The organism is Paenarthrobacter sp. FR1, assembly GCF_051106045.1.
GTDB lineage: Bacteria > Actinomycetota > Actinomycetes > Actinomycetales > Micrococcaceae > Arthrobacter > Arthrobacter nitroguajacolicus_A.
On the sequence record NZ_JBPFSF010000008.1, the window covers coordinates 67,823 to 85,233 of the forward strand.

The window sequence follows — 17,411 nt, forward strand, 5'->3', positions numbered from 1 at the left end:
GGCATGAGTGCCAAACGATAAAGACCTGACAGGGGTAGGCGTCCGTGTAGTGGGGTCCTCGGTGCAGGGACTCAGCACTGCCGAAGTCGCTGAGCGGGTGGCCGCCGGACAAACCAACGCCTTTGTCCAGGACACCAGCCGCAGCGTCTGGAGCATCGTCCGTGCCAATGTCCTCACCCTGTTCAATGGCATCATCCTGGCCTGCTTCATCGTCCTTTTCGCGATTGGCCGCTGGCAGGATGCCTTGTTCGGCTTCAGCGCCATCGCCAACGCTGTGATCGGCAGCGTCCAGGAGTACCGGGCCAAACGTGCCTTGGACCGTCTGGCGCTGCTGAACGCCCCACACGCGCGGGTGTTGCGTGAGGGGTCAGAGGCGGAAATCTCCTTGGACGATGTGGTGTTGGACGACACGCTTGTGCTGAGGGCCGGCGATCAGGTTCCCGCGGACGGGCTGGTGGCCGCATCAAAGGGACTGCAAGTGGATGAGTCCATGCTCACGGGCGAATCCGATGCCGTGGAGAAGAGCGAAGGCGACCGTGTCCTGTCCGGCTCAGTAGTGGTGGCCGGCGAAGGCACCGCCGTTGTGGACCGGGTGGGTGCGGACTCCTTCGCGAACTCACTCGCCGCTGAAGCCAAGCGGTTCTCGCTGGTGGCGTCGGAACTCCGCTCCTCGATTGACCGCGTCCTGAAATGGGTCACATGGTTCGTTGGGCCGGTGGCGTTGTTGGTTCTCAACGCGCAGATGCTGGCCCAGGGCGGGTGGGCCGAAGCTTCGGCGAGTGGAGCGTGGCGGGACGCAGCGACGGCGACTATCGCCGCCGTCGTCGCCATGGTCCCGCTGGGGCTGGTGCTCATGACCAGCATTACCTTCGCCGTTGGCGCAGTGAAGCTGGCCCGCCAGCAGGTGCTGGTGCAGGAGCTGCCTGCGGTTGAGGGCCTGGCGCGGGTGGACATCATCTGCCTCGACAAGACCGGCACGCTCACCCAGGGCGACATCGTTTTCGACGCCGCGCATCCCCTGACCGCCCGCCCCGGATGGGAGTCCGTGCTCTCCTGGTACGGGGTGCAGAAGGATGCCAACGCCACGGCCCGCAGTCTCGCCGGGCACTTCAACGAGCCTCCCGGCCTCCCGCTTGACCGCGTGCCTTTCTCCTCCGCCCGCAAGTGGAGCGCCGTGGTGTTCGACGATGGAATGTGGATCCTGGGCGGTCCCGAAATGGTGTTCCCGGCACGGCATTCCACCGATCCCGTGCTTCAACAGCTCGCCACCCAGGCCGCGGAGTTGGCGACCACCGGCCGACGGACACTGGTCCTGGCCCACGGCACCCCCACGGATGACGAAACCGTTCCGGCTGATGCCGTCCCCGTGGTTCTCCTGACCTTCAAAGAGAACATCCGTCCCGACGCTGCCGAGACGTTGAGTTACTTCGCCGCACAGGATGTGGATGTCCGGATCATCTCGGGCGACAACCCACAAACGGTGGCCGCGATCGCCCGCGAAGTTGGCCTCGACGCACCCCACGGCTTCGATGCCCGCGAGCTGCCTGAAGGGGACGATGAGTTTCTGGACGTTATCAACAACAACGTGGTCTTCGGCCGGGTGACCCCCGACCAAAAGAAGCGGATCGTGGTGGCGCTGAAGGCTGCCGGGCGTACCGTGGCCATGACCGGGGACGGGGTCAACGATGCCTTGGCCATCAAGGAAGCCGATATCGGTGTCGCCATGAATTCCGGCGCCGCGGCGACGAAGGCTGTGGCGCGGCTGGTGCTCCTGGACGGAAAGTTCTCCCACCTGCCATCCGTGGTGGCGGAGGGCCGCCAGGTGATCGCCAACATCGAGCGCGTTTCCATGCTGTTCCTGACAAAGACCGCGTATGCGACGTTCCTTGCCATTTCCTTCGGCATCCTCCTGCTGCCGTTCCCCTTCCTTCCCCGGCAGCTGAGCGTGACGGACGGCCTGACCATCGGCATTCCGGCGTTCTTCCTGGCCTTGCTGCCCAACGCCCAGCGCTATATTCCGGGATTCCTTCGGAGATCACTCACGTTCGCCGTGCCGGCGGGTGTGGCCGTCACGCTGGGGTTGGCGTCATATGCCCGCCTTGCCGCGAACCTGCAGATACCCGAGGCCGAGATCAGGACCGGGTCCACCCTCATCCTGGCGATCATCGGTATCTGGATCCTGGTGGTGTTGTCGCGTCCTGTCACCCGTTTCAAGGGGCTGGTCATCGGGGCCATGATGGTGGGGCTCATCCTCGTTTATTCCGTGCCGATCGCCCGGGACTTCCTGCAGTTCACGGATCCGACGCTGCCTACTGCTCTGCTGATCCTCGGAACATCAGCGGCCTGCATCGCGCTGATCGAGATTGTCCGGTTCGTCCACCGCCGTGTGGCGTACCGGGATGCCCAGGAAGCCTTGCATCAACGCGTCTCGAAGTAGCGCCGTCCACGGCCCACCCACAGCGGAACCACCACGGCCACCGTTGCGATGGACTGGGAAATCACAGCCGACCAATCTCCGTCTGCCGCGATGATCAAATCCAGCACGGCAAAAGCCAATCCGAGCACCATGACCGCTGTAGCGCCACGGCGAGCAGCCTCGCTCCCCCGAGCCACTCCGGAGGCCAGCCCGATCACCAACAAACCGAACAGGATCATCCCTGCCCCGAGCAACGTGATGGGCAGGGCGATGCCACCGGACTGGGCCTCCGGTGTGTAGCGCAGGAATATGGTCAGGATCCCCAGAATGATTTGAGCGATGCCACCGATGTACATCAGCACCACTGAAAACGTCACCGCACCAGGCCGCTTAGGGCTCTCCCCCGTCGTCATGAACTGAGCATAGACGAGCACTGCTCCGAGCGAGCTGCAAGTCAGCCCGGGATAACAACTTTTGTCACACAGTTAACCACTGATTCACACCACCCTTGAACCGAGTCAACCCGAGCCTCCTAGGGTCGGATGAATGGAAAACATTTCACGCAGGTCCCTCATCTCAGCCGGCCTCGGGGCTGGACTCGTCGCAGGTGTATCCGCCGCCCTGCCAGGCACCGCCGTCGCGGTTTCGACAGCGGACGACGCCGGGCTCCGCACCGATCCGTTCACCCTGGGCATCGCGTCGGGCGAACCGTGGCCCGACGGCTTCGTCATCTGGACCCGGCTTGCCGTGAACCCCGTGGCCGAAGACGGCCTGGGTGGCATGCCCTCCCGCAACGTCGCCGTCGCCTGGGAAGTAGCGGAAGACCCTGCGATGCGCCGGGTGGTAGCCCGCGGCGTCGAACATGCCAGGATCGAAGCAGCCCACTCGGTTCACGTCGAACTGAGGGGCCTCAGGCCGGGCCGGGAATACTTTTACCGTTTCCGCACCGGACGGCACGTGAGCGAAGTTGGCCGCACCCTGACCAGTCCCGCCCCCGGTGAGACCCCCGCCGCCCTGGCCATGGCGTTCGCCAGCTGTGCCCAGTACGAACACGGGTACTTCACCGCCTACAAGCGGCTGGCTGAAGACCACCCGGACCTGGTGCTGCACCTCGGCGACTACCTCTACGAATACAAGAAGGACAGCTACGTGATCGGCGGTGGCAACCCCCGCGACCATGAGGGACCGGAAACCGTCAGCCTCGCCGGCTACCGGCAGCGCCACGCACAGTACAAGGCCGACGCCGAGCTGCAGGCTGCGCACGCAATCGCACCGTGGCTGGTGGTGTGGGATGACCACGAGGTAGACAACAACTGGGCCGATGACATTCCGGAGAACACGGACGCGGGCCAACAGAACGACACCACTGAGCACTTCCGGCAACGCCGTGCAGCTGCATTCCAGGCCTACTACGAGAACATGCCGCTGCGCCCGTCATCTATTCCTGCCGGTTTCGACATGAAGATCTACCGCACCATCCAATGGGGCCAGCTGGCCAATTTCCACATGATGGACACCCGCCAGTACCGGGACGACCAGCTCGCAGGTGACGGCTGGCGGAAGAACGTTGCCGAGCGCCTGGACGAAAACCGCACCATCACCGGCGCCGAGCAGGAAAGATGGTTGCTGGACGGCTTCAAGAACTCCACGCAGCGCTGGGACATCCTGGGCCAGCAGGTGTTCTTCGCCGAACGGGACCGCGACAAGGCGCCAGGGATCGACGACGTCTCCATGGATGGCTGGGACGGTTATGCCGCCTCCCGCCGCCGCATCACCCAGGGCTGGGTGGACGCGAAGGTGCGCAACGCCGTCGTACTGACCGGCGACGTTCACCGCCACTGGGCGACAGACCTCAAGGTGGACTACAAGGACCCGGAGTCCCGGGTGGTGGGCTCCGAACTGGTGTGCTCGTCCATTACGTCCACAGGCGATGGCAGTGGCTCCACTACTGATCCCACCATGGCGTGGAACCCGCACTTGAAGTTCTACAACGACAACCGCGGGTACGTGAACACGCGCATCACCAAGGACGCCCTGACCGCGGACTTCCGCGTGCTGGACTACGTCACCACGCCGGGCGCCCCGGTCCGCACCAAGAAGTCCTTCACCATCAACGACGGCGTCCCAGGCCTCACCTGAATCCCCGTGCTGTCCCCTGTTTGGCCTAGCCGCCGAGAATCAGCTCCGCGGCCTTCTCACCGATCATGATGGACGGGGCATTGGTGTTGCCGCTCGGCACGAACGGAATAATGGACGCGTCCGCCACACGGAGCCCCTCGATTCCCCGGACGCGGAGCTGCGGATCCACCACCGAGAGATCGTCCACGCCCATTTTGCAGGTGCCAACCTGGTGGTGATAGGTCCCGGCCACTTGACGGGCGAACTCGCGCACCTGGTCGCGGGTCTGAACGCCCGGACCAGGCGTGAACTCGTCCTTTCGAAAGGGTGCAAAGGCCTCCTGCCGGCCGATTTCACGGCACAGGATGATCGCGTCCACCAAGGCCTCAACGTCGTACTCGTCGGCCAGGATGTTCGGATCCACCAACGGCGCCGCAGCCGGGTCCGCCGAGGCCAACCGCAGTGTGCCTCGTGAGCGGGGTCGAACAATCCCGGGGGCGATGGTGTAGCCCTGTTCGGGCGCAGCGCCGCCGTCGGTGGGGTAGGGAAGGTGAAGGAACAGCGGCTGCAGGTCCGGCGCTTCTTCGTCCGTCTGGTTGCTGTGGGCGTAGAGCTGGCTTTCCAACAGGTTGTGCCGGCCGGCCACCAACGGTTGCTTTGCCTCGTAGATGTTGCCCGCCAGCAGGTGGTCGTGGAGGTTCTCGCCCACCCCGGCCAGGTCCACCACCGAATCAATCCCCAGCGCCCGTAGCTGCACTGACGGACCGATGCCGGAGAGCAGCAGGATCTTCGGGGAGCCAATGGCGCCTGCGCTGATGATCACCTCAGCGCCCGCTTCGGCACGAAGCACCTCACCGTCGAGTTGATATTCGACGCCGGTGGCCCGTCCGCCGTCGACGACTATCCGCGTCACCAACGCGTCAGTGGTGACCTTGAGGCCGGGGTCTTCCAGCACAGGAGCCACAAAGCTCTGCCACGCGCTGGCACGCTTGCCGTCCTTGGTGGTGGTGTGGTTGAACCCGACGCCGGTCATCTGGATGCCGTTGAAGTCTTCCGTTTCCGTGTGGCCCAGCGCCTTGGCAGCGTCTACGAAAGCTTGGGCAACCGGGTGCCGCTCGGCGATCCGTTCAACGTGGAGCGGCCCGCCCTTGCCGTGGAATTCACTGGCACCGTCCTGGTGGTCTTCGGACTTCTTGAACAACGGCAGGACCTCGTCCCAGGACCAACCCTCCGCCCCGTTGGCTGCCCAAGAGTCGTAGTCATTCTTGTGGCCGCGGATGTAGATCATGCCGTTGAGGGAGCTGCTGCCGCCGAGGACCCTGCCGCGTGGCCAGTAGAGGCTGCGGTTATGGGCGTGCTTCTGCGGCGTAGTCATCACTGCCCAGTCGTTGGCTCCGGTCAGCAGCAGCGGCCACCCTTGCGGGCTGTGGATGTTGGGATCGGTGTCCACGGATCCGGCCTCGACAACGTGGACCGTGTGTCCGGCGTCGAGCAAGCGCCGCACAACAACGCTGCCTGCCGAGCCTGCACCTACTACTACATAGTCAGCGCTGTGGGTTGGGTTTTCAGCCATGGGGTTCCTCCTTGAACGGGCATGAAAGTGAGCTTCTCCAGCAGTCTGCCGCGGGCCGCCGTCGAGAATCTTGACCCGGCGCGCACAGCACTGCGCACCATCCGCACGCTTGTGATCCGGATCACGGCGCAGCCCGCAATCGTGGGACACTAAGGAGGCCGCCACCAAGTTCCGCAGCGTCATTTCAAAGGAGAGCCGACGTGACCGGTGCCATCGCCAAGCAACCACGAGAAGAATTCAGCACCACGGCCCTCGCCAGGACCGATCGCTTTGATGCCTGGAACCAAGCGGTCAACAGCGCGTTCGTGCCGCTCTCCGTGGCGGCCCGTGAGCCGGAACAGTTCGACGGCGGACTCATCAACCAGACAGTCGGCCCGGTGTTCCTCAGCGCGGTCTCGGGGACGGCGAGCCATGTCAGCCGGGGCCGGAAGGAGATTCAGGCCAACGATCCCGGACTGGTCAAACTTGGCCTACAGTTGCGGGGTTACTCGGTGGTGGCCCAGGACGGACGCGAAGCCGCGCTCACCCCCGGGGACTTCGCCATCTACGACACCACACGCCCCTACGATCTCTATTTCGACGACGCCTTCCGGATGATGGTGGTCATGTTCCCACCGGAAGCCCTCCACCTGAACCGCAAAAGCATCGCCACGCTCACGGCATCGAGGGTGTCCGGACGCCAAGGACTGGGCTCGCTGACATCGGCGCTGCTCGGCGCAGTTGCCAAGCAGTTGCACGAAGGGTCCGTTGCCGAGGCCGCTACCGTTTCGGATGCCTTGATGAACCTGGTCTCCGCTGTCTTTGCCGAGCGGGTGCCGCCGTCGTCGCCGTTATCCCAGGAGCGACTCGCGCTCATGGAACGGATCGAAGCGTTCGTCGTGGCGCGCCTGGGCGACCCGGAACTGACCGTCAGTGACATCGCCGCCGCCCACAACGTCTCCGTCCGATACCTCCAGAAGCTGTTCGAAGAGCGCAACGACACCGTGAGCGCCTGGCTGCGCCGGCAGCGGTTGGAGAAGTGCCGGACCGACCTCGTGGACCCCCGCCTGCAGATGCGGCCGGTGTCCGCCGTCGGAATGCATTGGGGCTTCACCGACGCCTCCAGCTTCTCCCGTGCCTTCAAGAGTGCCTTCGGCTACTCACCGTCGGAGTACCGATACTCCTACCGGCCGGCGTGAAGGGTGCCCGATCGATTGGAGTTACCCCCTCATCCCAGTGACTACGGGGATTTGCGGGAGTAGCCTAGTTCCAGTTGAAGTTGTGGATCTTTGTCCGGCTGGGGTTCTGCCGTGGGCCATGTGCATTCGTCGCTGTCCGACCTTCTGGGGGTACTTTCCAACGCCGTCGCTCCCCAGCATGTCAGGTTCGACGACGGGTCCCCCACTGCCGGCGTTCCCCCACCGGACGCTCCGGTCACCGTCCGCGCAGTCACGCTCAATCGCGTGGGTAGGTCGCGGCGGGAGGGTCCTGTCCTTGATCTCGAGCTGAGGGTGGCTGTGGAGTGCCACGGCCCGGAACAACTGGACAACATGGAGCAGTTGCTGCTGGCCGTTGAAATCCACAGTCAGTATTCAGTGGTATCCAACGGCGAGTTCCGGCCCGAGGAGTACTCCGGCGCCATCCGGCAAGGGCTCGGATTCCTGGTCCGCATTCCGGTGGCGCTCCCGTTCGAAGAACCCAGTGAACCCCGCGCCCGGGAACCCGTGATCGGCAAGGCCGGAGCGGGCCGGCGAATCCGTGGGCGGCTGGTGGACGCCCACAACAAGGGCATCCCCGATGCCTACATCCACGCCCATTCATCAGCCACGGCCGTGGTCAGCGATGCCACCGGGCACTTCGAGGTCCTGGCCTCCCCTGATGACCTCCAGCACTTCGCGGTTGCGGTGGACGGTACCGAACGGGAAATGTCGACGCGGACCAGCAGCCTTCCAGTCATCATTCGCTGGGTCTGATATCTGGACCGGTTGCCTGCCCGGGCCAGTGCCATGAAAAGATCAACCATGCGTCCGATGCAGCACTCCAGCAAACTCCAGAACGTCCGCTACGAACTCCGTGGGCCCATCCTCCAAGCCGCCAAGGCCATGGAAGCCGAGGGGCACCGCATCCTCAAGATGAACCTCGGCGATACAGCGCCGTTCGGGTTGGAGGCGCCGGAGTCCGTGGTGGTGGATATGATCCATCATCTTCGTGGCGCGCAGGGCTACAGCGATTCCAAGGGCATCTTTTCCGCCCGGACCGCCATCTCGCAGTACTACCAGACCCGCGGACTGATGAACATCGGCGTCGAAGATGTCTTCATTGGCAACGGCGTCAGCGAACTCATCTCCATGACCCTGCAAGCGTTCATGGAGAACGGCGACGAGATCCTCATCCCCGCACCCGACTACCCCTTGTGGACAGCTGCCGTGACGCTCACCGGCGGCAACCCGGTGCACTATCTGTGCAACGAGGAAGAGAACTGGTGGCCGGACATGTCGGATGTCGAAGCCAAGATCACCCCGCGCACCAAGGGCATCGTGATCATCAACCCGAACAACCCCACAGGCGCCGTTTACCCCCGGCACATCCTGGAGCAGTTCGCGGCGTTGGCCAGGAAGCATGACCTCGTCCTGTTCTCGGATGAGATCTACGAGAAAATCCGCTACGTCGATGCCCCGCACATCCACACTGCCGGCGTGGCCGACGACGTCTGCGTCTTGACCTTCAGCGGGTTGTCCAAGGCTTACCGGATGCCCGGGTACAGGGCGGGATGGGTGGCTGTGACCGGGCCCTTGGCGGCGACGGCAGCCTACCGGGAGTCATTGGAACTGCTGGCCTCGCTCCGCCTGTGCGCCAATGTTCCTGCGCAGCACGCCATTCAAACCTGCCTTGGCGGTTACCAGAGCATCGAGGCACTGATCCGCCCCGGCGGCCGCCTCCGGGAGCAACGGGATCTGGCGTGGAAGCTGTTGACGGCCATCCCCGGTGTTTCCTGTGTCCCTGCAGCCGGTGCGATGTACCTGTTCCCGCGGCTGGATCCCGAGATCTACCCCATTGAGAGCGACGAGAAGTTCGTCCTTCAACTCCTCCAGGAACAGAAGATCCTGGTCTCGCACGGCACCGCCTTCAACTGGCCCACCCCGGACCACTTCCGGTTCGTGATCCTGCCGGCGGTGGAGGACATCGAGGAAGCCGTCCGCCGGATCGACCATTTCCTGGCCGCGTACCGGAACCGCCCCACTGATGCCCCCAACTAGGGGTACTTACAGCGCCGGGTCCACCATGGTCATGCCTGCCGGGTTGGACTTGTCGAAGCCGGGCAACAGTGCAGCAGCGTCTCCCAGCCCGATAGTGCGTTCGATCAGCAGCTGCGGCTGAAGCGCACCCTGTTCAATGAGCGCCATCATTCCCGGGTAGTCCACCGCGGCCATGCCATGGCTGCCCAGCAAATCCAGCTCCCAGCCGATCACGCGGGCCATGGGCACCTGCGGGTTGCCGTCAATGGAAGGCAACAGGCCGATTTGGACGTGCCGTCCCCGCCTGCGAAGGCTGAGGATTGCGTCGGCACAGGTTTGTTCACTTCCGACGGCGTCAACCGCCACGTGGCTGCCTCCGCCGGAGAGGACGTTGACCGCGGCGGGGATGTCCGAGCCGTCGGCAAGGACGGTGTGGTCGGCGCCCAAGCGTGCGGCCACGGCCAGGGCGTCCGGGTTCCGATCCACGGCAATGACCTTGGCTCCCATGGCTTTGGCGATCATCACAGCACTCAGCCCAACACCGCCCGCGCCCACCACGGTCACCCATTCGCCGGCTTTCACCTTGGCACGGGCTGCCAGGGCACGGTATGCCGTGGCGAAGCGGCAGCCGAGGCTTGCCGCCGTCGTAAATTCGATGCTCTCCGGGATGGCAACCAGGTTGCTGTCGGCGGCGTGCAAGGCGACGTATTCGGCGAATGATCCCCAGTGGGTGAACCCGGGCTGCTGCTGCTCGGGGCAGACCTGCGCGTCGCCGGCCAGGCACCATTCACAGGCGCCGCAACCGCAAACGAAGGGGACGGTGACGCGATCGCCGACCTTCCAGCGCTGGACGCCTTCCCCGACAGAGTCGATCACGCCGGCGAGCTCGTGGCCCGGAACGTGGGGCATCTCAATGTCATCGTGGCCGGCCCAGGCGTGCCAGTCGCTGCGGCACATGCCTGTGGCCAGGACTTTCACCACCACACCACCGACGGGGGCTACCGGCTTGGCGACCTCCCTGACATCGGGCTGGGTCCGGACTTCGTCGAAAACTACTGCGCGCACGGATTGACTCTAACAACTGTCACACTTCCGGCGCCCCTTCCGACATTCCTCATGTAAGCACCAACTCTGAAGGGAAGTCAGCATGACCCGCATCAACATCGGCCGCAGCAACAAACTCGGCTACGCTGCCGTCATTGGCCTGGAAGGTTACGCCCGCACGTCGGTCGATCCCGATCTGTACGAGCTGATCAAGCTCCGCGCCTCCATCCTCAACGGCTGCGGATTCTGCGTGGACATGCACGCAACGGACGGCAGGAAGCGCGGTATCCCGGACCGGAAACTGCACGCGGTGGCAGCCTGGCAGCACTCCAAGGTGTTCTTCGATGCCCGTGAGCAGGCTGGGCTCGCCCTGACCGACGCCTTGACCCAACTGGGGCCGGAAACGGTGACGGACGAGATCTGGAACGCCGCCGCCACCCATTTCGACGACAGCCAGATGGGTGGCCTGATCCTGGCGATCTCCACCATCAACGTGTGGAACCGGATTGCCATCAGCACACAGATGGAGCCGCCGGTGGATGAGAAGAATCCGCTGGTCTGAAAGGTAACGTGGGCAGCATGACCCTTGCAGTCTCCGCCACTACGGCGTGGCAAAGCGAACGGAACCGCCTGTTGGGGATTGCGTACCGGATGCTGGGCGACTTCGGCCACGTCGAAGACGTGGTCTCCGAGGTGGCGATCGAGGCGGTGCGCCAGGAACGGAACACCGCCTCGGGCCGCGTGGACTCGTGGCCGGCGTGGCTGACGACGGTGTGCGTGCGCCGCTCCATCGACCGGGTGCGCCAGCTCGCTGCGGCGCGGGAGGACTATGCAGGGCCGTGGTTGCCCGAGCCTGTGGACAACGCTCAATTGCCCGAGGAGACCGTGGCCAACCGGGAATTGTTGTCCTTGACCCTGTTGCACCTGGCGGAGCAGCTGGCACCGGAGGCCCGGGCAGCGCTGGTACTGCACCGAGCCTTCGGGATGCCCGCTCCGGAAATCGCGGCCATCCTGGACAAGACACCCGCTGCCGTGCGCCAGATGATTTCGCGTGCCGAACGCCGCCTGGACATCGACCCCAATGCGCCCGCACCCCGGGCCAAGGACCGTGCCGTCCTGGAGAAGCTCGTGCAAGCCATCGAACAGGGCGAGATCGGCACGGTTGTGGCGATGCTCCACCGGGACGCGGTGCTGTGGGCCGACGGCGGCGGCAAGGTCAAGAGCGCCATGAACCCCTTGTTCGGGTCGGCGAGGATCGCACGCTTTTTTGCGGGCATCCTGGGCAAAGCGGTTGTTTTCGATCCCGTGGAGCCTGTCCGGGCATGGGTCATTGGGATCAACGGCGGAGCGGCTTTGGTGCTCAGGCACCACGGCCGTTCCGACGTTCTCGAAGTGGATGCGGGTCCCGACGGGAGCATCCGCGGGCTCCGGCAACTGTCCAATCCGGACAAGCTGACGCGGCTTTCGCAGCTTACGTAGCCCGGCTCACGATTTCACCATGCTGCGGTCCGTCGCGGCAACAGCCGAACGCCAGCCGCCAGCCCGAACGCGGTGACAGCGGTGAAGCACGCGGATGCTGCTCCGATCTGGAACTCAATGCTCCTGCCGAATTTTCGTGAGTCTGTTGCTTCCCGACCTTCTTTTACCCTAGGGCGGCGGAGAATCAGCTTTTTAGGGTTGGGGTTCCGTGCTTCTGGCCGCAAAGAGGGTCAGGACGCTACAGCCGTTCGATGCCGGAGGCGCGCCACCAGCGTCGCGGCGAGCAACGCCGTCGTGATTTCCAGCCCGATGACCAGCAACAGTTGCGCGGCGCCGTATGAAGCAACAGCGTTCGACGCCGGTCCCCCACCGTGCGCGTGTCCGGAACCGCCCGCTCCCAGCAGTAGGACGGCGTGTAGTCCCACCATGGCGACGGCGGAGATGGTCACTTGATGGAGCGCGCCCACCCTGCTGTGCCGCCAGATGTGGACTGTGCACGGAATGCAGACAGCGGCCAGGCCGATCATGAGGATGCCCAGCCAGGCGTCGTGGTGTCCCGAAGCCGCGAGCCAGAGATGCACGGCGCAGGAGACCGCTGTCAGCGCTGCACAGAAGCGGGGATGGAGGACGGGCCCGCGTGAACGGACCCGCCCTGCAGTGGTTGTCATGGTCCCGGTTAGTGGCAGTGCCCGGCGGGTTCGCCGGAATCACCGGCTGCGCTGTGGCAGCTTGAGCCTGAGGTGTTGGCCGGCACATCCAGGACAGGGCTGCGGTCGAAGAAGCCTTCCGGTCGGAGCTTGAAGCCAACGGTGTCCACAGGCATGATGGGCCAGTCCTCCACGCGCGGGAAGTGCGTGAGGCCGAAGGTGTGCCAGAGGACGATGTCCTGGCCGTCGATGTCACGGTCCTGGGCAACGTAGGCCGGGAGGCCGGCGCCGCCTGAGTGCTGGTTCACGAAGTCGCCCGTCGGGTAGCGCTCCTCGTCGGCGTAGCGGGTGACCCATACGTCCTTGGTGGCGAAGGCCGCGCGCTTGGCGATGGAGGAGCCGGGATCGGCCAGCAGCGTGGGCTGGTTCTCGGAGTGGAGCTTGTAGCCGACCGGTTCACCGAGACGGTTCTTGGACTCCGGGTTGGAGATGATCCAGGTACGGCCACTGCGGGCATCGGCTTCGCGGACGGCCTGGGATTCTTTGGTCAGGAGCGTGCGCTTCCGGGAGAACGCGTTGCCGCGCTCGTTGCCTTCGCCCATGGCCTGGCGGATCACGTCTTCTTCCTCCACGCGGTTGGTGAAACCGTCGATGGCCATGTCCAGGCGGGCGCTGAAGAGGTGCTGATGGAACGGTGCGCCGAGGCCGGGGGCCAGCTGGGAAATGTTGTCCGAGCCGCCTTCCGGGAAGGCACTGGTGAACACGACGCCGGTGGCTTTGGCTTCGAACTCGATGGTGCCGTCCAGGTAGAGGTACCAGTAGAAGCCGTAGTCGTAGTTGCCGATGGTGGTGAAGAAGGAGATCACCAGGCGGCGGTTGCGGCGGGTGTAGTTGATGCCGGTCCAGAGGTCGGAGTGCTTGGACAGGATGCCCCAGTCTTCCTCGTGCATGCAGATGCCGTTGCGGATCTCGCGGGGGTTGCCGAAGGCGTCACTGATGACCGGGCTGAGGTAGGTGATGTCACCCAGGCAGTCGCAACCGAGTTCCAGCGAGTTGGCGTACTGGCCCACCAGGTATTCGCCGGTATCGAAGTAGTTCTGCCACGACCGGATAGGCGAAGGGTCGCCGTAGGGAACCACCATCTCGGCGATGGAGGCGCGGTTGATGATGGGCCGCTTCTTCTCGCCGTCCTGAAAGGCAAGGTTGTGGAGGACAACTCCTTCGCGGACATCGAAGCCGACGTCCACGCTCCACTTTTCCCACTCGACATGGTTGCCGCCCGTGACGGTGAAGCTTGGACCTTCGGGCTGGGTGATGCTGATGGGTTTCTGGGTTTCCCGGAGCGGGCCGGTCAGTTCAGGATCCGTGTAGTTTCCGTGTTCTGCAGGGATGGGCATGGCGCCGAGGTCGATGACCTGGGTGACTTCCTTGTTGACCACGTCCACGTACGCCACCAAACCATCCACCGGGTGGGCCCAGGCGCTGTCCTCGGGGAAGTCCTGTACGAAGGCCAGGCCGCGGAGGATGCGACGGCCGCGTTCGTCGTCGTATTCAAAGACGCCGGCGGACAACGGAGCGACGCGGACCTTTTCCACGTCCAGGTTCCGGGCGGCGAGGGCTGCCAGCCAGCGTTCATCTGTGGCGAGGAGCGTTTCCACTACCTCAAACTCTTCCTCCAGCACGGGGAGTTCGCCGGAGACCTTGGTGTCCAGTTCCTTGGCAGTGAGGATTTCGCCGCGGGTCACCGAAACCAGGACGTCCGTGGGTGCTCCGCCGGAGATGTCGTGGATGAACACCCGGAATCGGCGGTCTGCCTCTGCCTGCCCACGGGAAGGATCCACCAACCCCAGGTAGGCGATCCGCTTTTCGGAACCGAGGTGTCCGGCGGCCTGCAGGATTGCCTGGACCTCGGAGATCTCGGTGCCCGTGGCCAGGCGGTACTGGGTGGCTGTCTCAGTTGCTGTGGGCGTCATGGCTGCCTCTTGTCCGGGACCTATGATGGGTCGGGGTTTATTTTCTATAGGTGTAGAGAATAACCAAAACGTAAGATGGGTCACAAGACCTTTCCGCCAATTATTTTTCCGGGAGCCCAGCCAGTGCCAAAGATTGTGGACCACGATCAACGACGCCTCGAACTGGTGGATGCAACGTGGCGGATCATCGCAAGGCTCGGCATGGAAGGCGCCACCATGCGGGAGATAGCCGAGGAAGCTGGCTTCGCCAACGGCGCCCTCAAGCCCTACTTCCCCACCAAGGACCTGCTGCTGACGTCGGCTTTCGGGCACGTCTTCAACCGCACCAACCAACGCATCGCCACCATAACCGACGGACTCTCAGGGGTGGCGGCCCTCCGCGCATTCTGCGCCGAAGTCCTGCCCCTGGATGAGGAACGCGTCAACGAAGCCCGCATCGTGATCCCGTTCTGGCAGAAGGCACTCAACGACGCCGACATGGCCGCCCTCCACAGCGAGTCCATGAGCCAGTGGCACACCACCATCACGGCCCACTGCGCAGCAGCCCGGGCGGCCGGTGAGATCGCCACCCCCATCGGGGACGCCGCCGTCGCCGATCACCTGCTCAACATGATGCTGGGCGCACAGATCGTGGCCGCGCTGTCCCCCAACGAGCACTTCTCGCTGGACCTCGAGGGGCAGTTGGACAATTACCTGGCACTGCTGGCGCCGTAGGCAGCAGGCGGCGCCATTAGCTCGTGGCGCCCGATGCCACCACGCCGACGCCCAGCCCGGCAATCACGCCGCTGCTGACACGCTCGACGACGGTGCCCACCTTGGGCCGCTTGAGCCATCGCATCGCTTTGAACGCCACCACGGCGATAATCGAGAGATACGCGAAGGCGATGACGGCCACCACCACGCCCAGAATGAGCGAGGTGCCCATGGTGTCGCCGCCGTGCGGGATGAACTGAGGGACCACGGCCAGGTAAAAGAGGCCAACCTTCGGATTGAGGAGGGTGGACAAGGCTCCGGCGCCCAAGGCCGAGAGTCGGCTGTACGGAAGTGGCTCATTGGCGCCCTCACCGCCGGCAGCTGACTTGGCCGCCTTGCGGGATTTGATGAACGACGACACCCCCAGATACAGCAGGTACAGGCCGCCTGCAATCTTGACCCAGCGGAACAATTCCGCGGACTGCTCCAAGATGGCGGCGAGTCCAACGCCCACCAGTCCAGCCCAAGCAATGGCGCCCACGGCAGATCCCGCGGCAGCCGCAATACCGGCACTGGGACGGTTCAACGCGATGCGCAGGACAAGGAACGTGTCCGGTCCGGGCGTTACGGACAGGACCAGGCAGAGGCCAGCGAAGGCTGCGAGGGAAGCAAGAGTCACAAGGTCGATTATCAAGCAGGACCGTCGTAACTGAAAGCGTTCACTTCCCGTCAAGGGCTGTTCGTGCATAGACAAGGCCCAGCCGCGTGACGCCGACCACACTGGGAATATCGCCGCGCGCCTTACTGGCCGCCAAGACTTACTACCCGAGCGGAGTACCAATGGAGACTTACGACGCCCTGCTGGCCTCGATCACCCCAGCCCCCGGCCAGAACAGCCGCACCATCCTTGACCCGGCGACGGGCGAGGCTGTTGGCGAAGCACCAGTTCACACCGTCGAGGACCTCGAAGCCGCCATCACCGCCGCCGCTTCCGCGCAACCTGCGTGGGCTGCCTTGGGCCACGACGCCAGGTCCGCTGCACTCATGAAGGCCGCCGACGCCGTCGAACGTTCCGCTGAAGAACTCGCCCAGCTGCTCTCCCGCGAGCAAGGCAAGCCGCTGAACGGCCCGAACGCGCGCTTCGAAGTCGGTGCCTGCGCCGCTTGGCTCCGCGCCACCGCCGCCACGCCTCTGGATCCCGAGACTGTGGTGGACGACGGCGAAACCCGTGCCGAGCTGCACTACCGGCCCATCGGCGTCGTGGGTGCCATTGGGCCGTGGAACTGGCCCATGATGATCACGGTCTGGCAGATCGCCCCGGCCCTGCGCATGGGCAACGCCGTGGTGGTCAAGCCGTCCGAATACACTCCGTTGTCCGTACTGGCACTGGCTTCGATCATCAACGAAGAGCTGCCCGAAGGTCTGCTGTCCGTGGTCTCCGGCGGCCGCGAGGTCGGCGAAGCGCTGGCCTCGCACGACGCCATTGGCAAGGTCATGTTCACTGGCTCCACCGCCACGGGCAAGGCGATCATCCGTTCGTCGGCCGATACCGTCAAGCGGCTCACATTGGAACTCGGTGGCAATGACGCCGGTATCGTCCTGCCGGACTCCGACCCCAAGGCCATCGCCGAGGGCCTGTTCTGGGGGGCGTTCATCAACACCGGCCAGACCTGCGCCGCCCTGAAGCGCCTGTACGTCCACGAGTCGCAGTACGACGCCGTGTGTTCAGAGCTCACTGCTGTTGCTGCTGCAATGCCCATGGGTAACGGCCTGGATGAGAACAACGTTCTGGGCCCGCTGCAGAACAGGCAGCAGTACGACATCGTGGCCCGACTCGTGGACGCCGCTAAGGCTTCGGGTGCCCGCGTGCTGATCGGCGGCAACCCGGACGCCGAGCAGCCCGGCAACTTCTACCCCACCACGCTGGTGGCGGACATCGACAACGACAACCCGCTGGTGGCCGAAGAACAGTTCGGACCCGCACTGCCGATCATCAAGTACAGCACCGTTGACGAGGCGGTGGCCAAGGCGAACGCGCTCGACGTCGGCCTGGGCGCCTCGGTGTGGTCCTCCGACGTGGGTGCCGCACGGGAAGTCGCCTCACGGATCCAGGCCGGCACCGTGTGGATCAACAAGCACGGCGCCGTGGACCCGCGCATCCCGTTCGGTGGCGCGAAGCAGTCCGGCTACGGCCTGGAATTCGGCGCCGAAGGCCTCAAGGCACTCGGCGTCCCGCAGATCATCAACGGCTAG

General features: G+C 64.6%; 15 protein-coding genes. 9 read left to right on the forward strand and 6 right to left on the reverse strand.

Annotated elements, in window-relative coordinates; genetic code table 11:
* Positions 1-7 precede the first annotated feature (7 nt).
* Positions 8-2,437 carry an HAD-IC family P-type ATPase gene (locus ACR30Z_RS15785; protein ID WP_144649257.1) on the forward strand — a complete coding sequence of 810 codons (2,430 nt, stop codon included), beginning with the start codon at positions 8-10 and terminating at the stop codon, positions 2,435-2,437.
* On the opposite strand, the gene ACR30Z_RS15790 is transcribed toward ACR30Z_RS15785, so the two are convergent.
* Complete coding sequence (locus ACR30Z_RS15790) at positions 2,419-2,829, reverse strand: hypothetical protein (protein WP_244296600.1); 411 nt, start codon at positions 2,827-2,829, stop codon at positions 2,419-2,421. The two genes, ACR30Z_RS15785 and ACR30Z_RS15790, sit on opposite strands and share 19 nt — an antisense overlap.
* Before the next feature lie 133 nt (positions 2,830-2,962).
* On the opposite strand from ACR30Z_RS15790, the gene ACR30Z_RS15795 reads away from it, so the two are divergent.
* The gene (locus tag ACR30Z_RS15795) at positions 2,963-4,555 is read left to right on the forward strand and encodes an alkaline phosphatase D family protein (RefSeq protein ID WP_434373473.1); all 1,593 of its coding nucleotides are present in this window, start codon (positions 2,963-2,965) and stop codon (positions 4,553-4,555) included.
* Positions 4,556-4,580: 25 nt separating this feature from the next.
* Here ACR30Z_RS15795 and ACR30Z_RS15800 read toward each other — a convergent pair whose 3' ends face one another.
* The gene (locus ACR30Z_RS15800) at positions 4,581-6,107 is read right to left on the reverse strand and encodes a GMC family oxidoreductase (RefSeq protein ID WP_434373475.1); all 1,527 of its coding nucleotides are present in this window, start codon (positions 6,105-6,107) and stop codon (positions 4,581-4,583) included.
* 200 nt (positions 6,108-6,307) lie between these two features.
* Here ACR30Z_RS15800 and ACR30Z_RS15805 point away from each other — a divergent pair, with 200 nt between their 5' ends.
* From ACR30Z_RS15805 to ACR30Z_RS15815, 3 genes are all read left to right on the forward strand, one after another.
* Positions 6,308-7,285 (forward strand): helix-turn-helix domain-containing protein, encoded by a 978-nt coding sequence (locus ACR30Z_RS15805; RefSeq protein ID WP_434373477.1) that lies wholly within the window; start codon positions 6,308-6,310, stop codon positions 7,283-7,285.
* A gap of 111 nt (positions 7,286-7,396) precedes the next feature.
* A complete protein-coding gene (locus tag ACR30Z_RS15810; RefSeq protein WP_144649254.1) occupies positions 7,397-8,059 on the forward strand; it encodes a hypothetical protein in 663 nt (220 codons plus the stop codon).
* A gap of 48 nt (positions 8,060-8,107) precedes the next feature.
* Positions 8,108-9,343: a pyridoxal phosphate-dependent aminotransferase gene (locus ACR30Z_RS15815; protein WP_144649253.1), complete on the forward strand. Its 1,236-nt coding sequence runs from the start codon at positions 8,108-8,110 to the stop codon at positions 9,341-9,343.
* A 6-nt stretch (positions 9,344-9,349) separates the two neighbouring features.
* Here ACR30Z_RS15815 and ACR30Z_RS15820 read toward each other — a convergent pair whose 3' ends face one another.
* Positions 9,350-10,387 (reverse strand): alcohol dehydrogenase catalytic domain-containing protein, encoded by a 1,038-nt coding sequence (locus ACR30Z_RS15820; RefSeq protein WP_434373480.1) that lies wholly within the window; start codon positions 10,385-10,387, stop codon positions 9,350-9,352.
* A gap of 82 nt (positions 10,388-10,469) precedes the next feature.
* Here ACR30Z_RS15820 and ACR30Z_RS15825 point away from each other — a divergent pair, with 82 nt between their 5' ends.
* Complete coding sequence (locus tag ACR30Z_RS15825; protein ID WP_434373482.1) at positions 10,470-10,928, forward strand: carboxymuconolactone decarboxylase family protein; 459 nt, start codon at positions 10,470-10,472, stop codon at positions 10,926-10,928.
* A gap of 17 nt (positions 10,929-10,945) precedes the next feature.
* Positions 10,946-11,845, forward strand: coding sequence for a sigma-70 family RNA polymerase sigma factor (locus ACR30Z_RS15830; RefSeq protein WP_434373484.1), 900 nt, complete (start codon positions 10,946-10,948; stop codon positions 11,843-11,845).
* Positions 11,846-12,075: 230 nt separating this feature from the next.
* Here the strand turns inward: ACR30Z_RS15830 and ACR30Z_RS15835 are convergent, their stop codons facing one another.
* Positions 12,076-12,513, reverse strand: a complete 438-nt coding sequence (locus ACR30Z_RS15835; protein WP_434373486.1) for a hypothetical protein — start codon at positions 12,511-12,513, stop codon at positions 12,076-12,078.
* An 8-nt stretch (positions 12,514-12,521) separates the two neighbouring features.
* Positions 12,522-14,465 carry a primary-amine oxidase gene (locus ACR30Z_RS15840; protein WP_434373488.1) on the reverse strand — a complete coding sequence of 648 codons (1,944 nt, stop codon included), beginning with the start codon at positions 14,463-14,465 and terminating at the stop codon, positions 12,522-12,524.
* 123 nt (positions 14,466-14,588) lie between these two features.
* Between ACR30Z_RS15840 and ACR30Z_RS15845 the strand changes: the two genes are divergently transcribed.
* Positions 14,589-15,179, forward strand: a complete 591-nt coding sequence (locus ACR30Z_RS15845; RefSeq protein WP_144649247.1) for a TetR/AcrR family transcriptional regulator — start codon at positions 14,589-14,591, stop codon at positions 15,177-15,179.
* Positions 15,180-15,195: 16 nt separating this feature from the next.
* Here ACR30Z_RS15845 and ACR30Z_RS15850 read toward each other — a convergent pair whose 3' ends face one another.
* On the reverse strand, positions 15,196-15,837 hold the full coding sequence (locus ACR30Z_RS15850; RefSeq protein ID WP_434373490.1) for a LysE family translocator: 642 nt from the start codon (positions 15,835-15,837) through the stop codon (positions 15,196-15,198).
* A 161-nt stretch (positions 15,838-15,998) separates the two neighbouring features.
* Between ACR30Z_RS15850 and ACR30Z_RS15855 the strand changes: the two genes are divergently transcribed.
* Positions 15,999-17,411 carry an aldehyde dehydrogenase family protein gene (locus tag ACR30Z_RS15855; RefSeq protein WP_434373613.1) on the forward strand — a complete coding sequence of 471 codons (1,413 nt, stop codon included), beginning with the start codon at positions 15,999-16,001 and terminating at the stop codon, positions 17,409-17,411.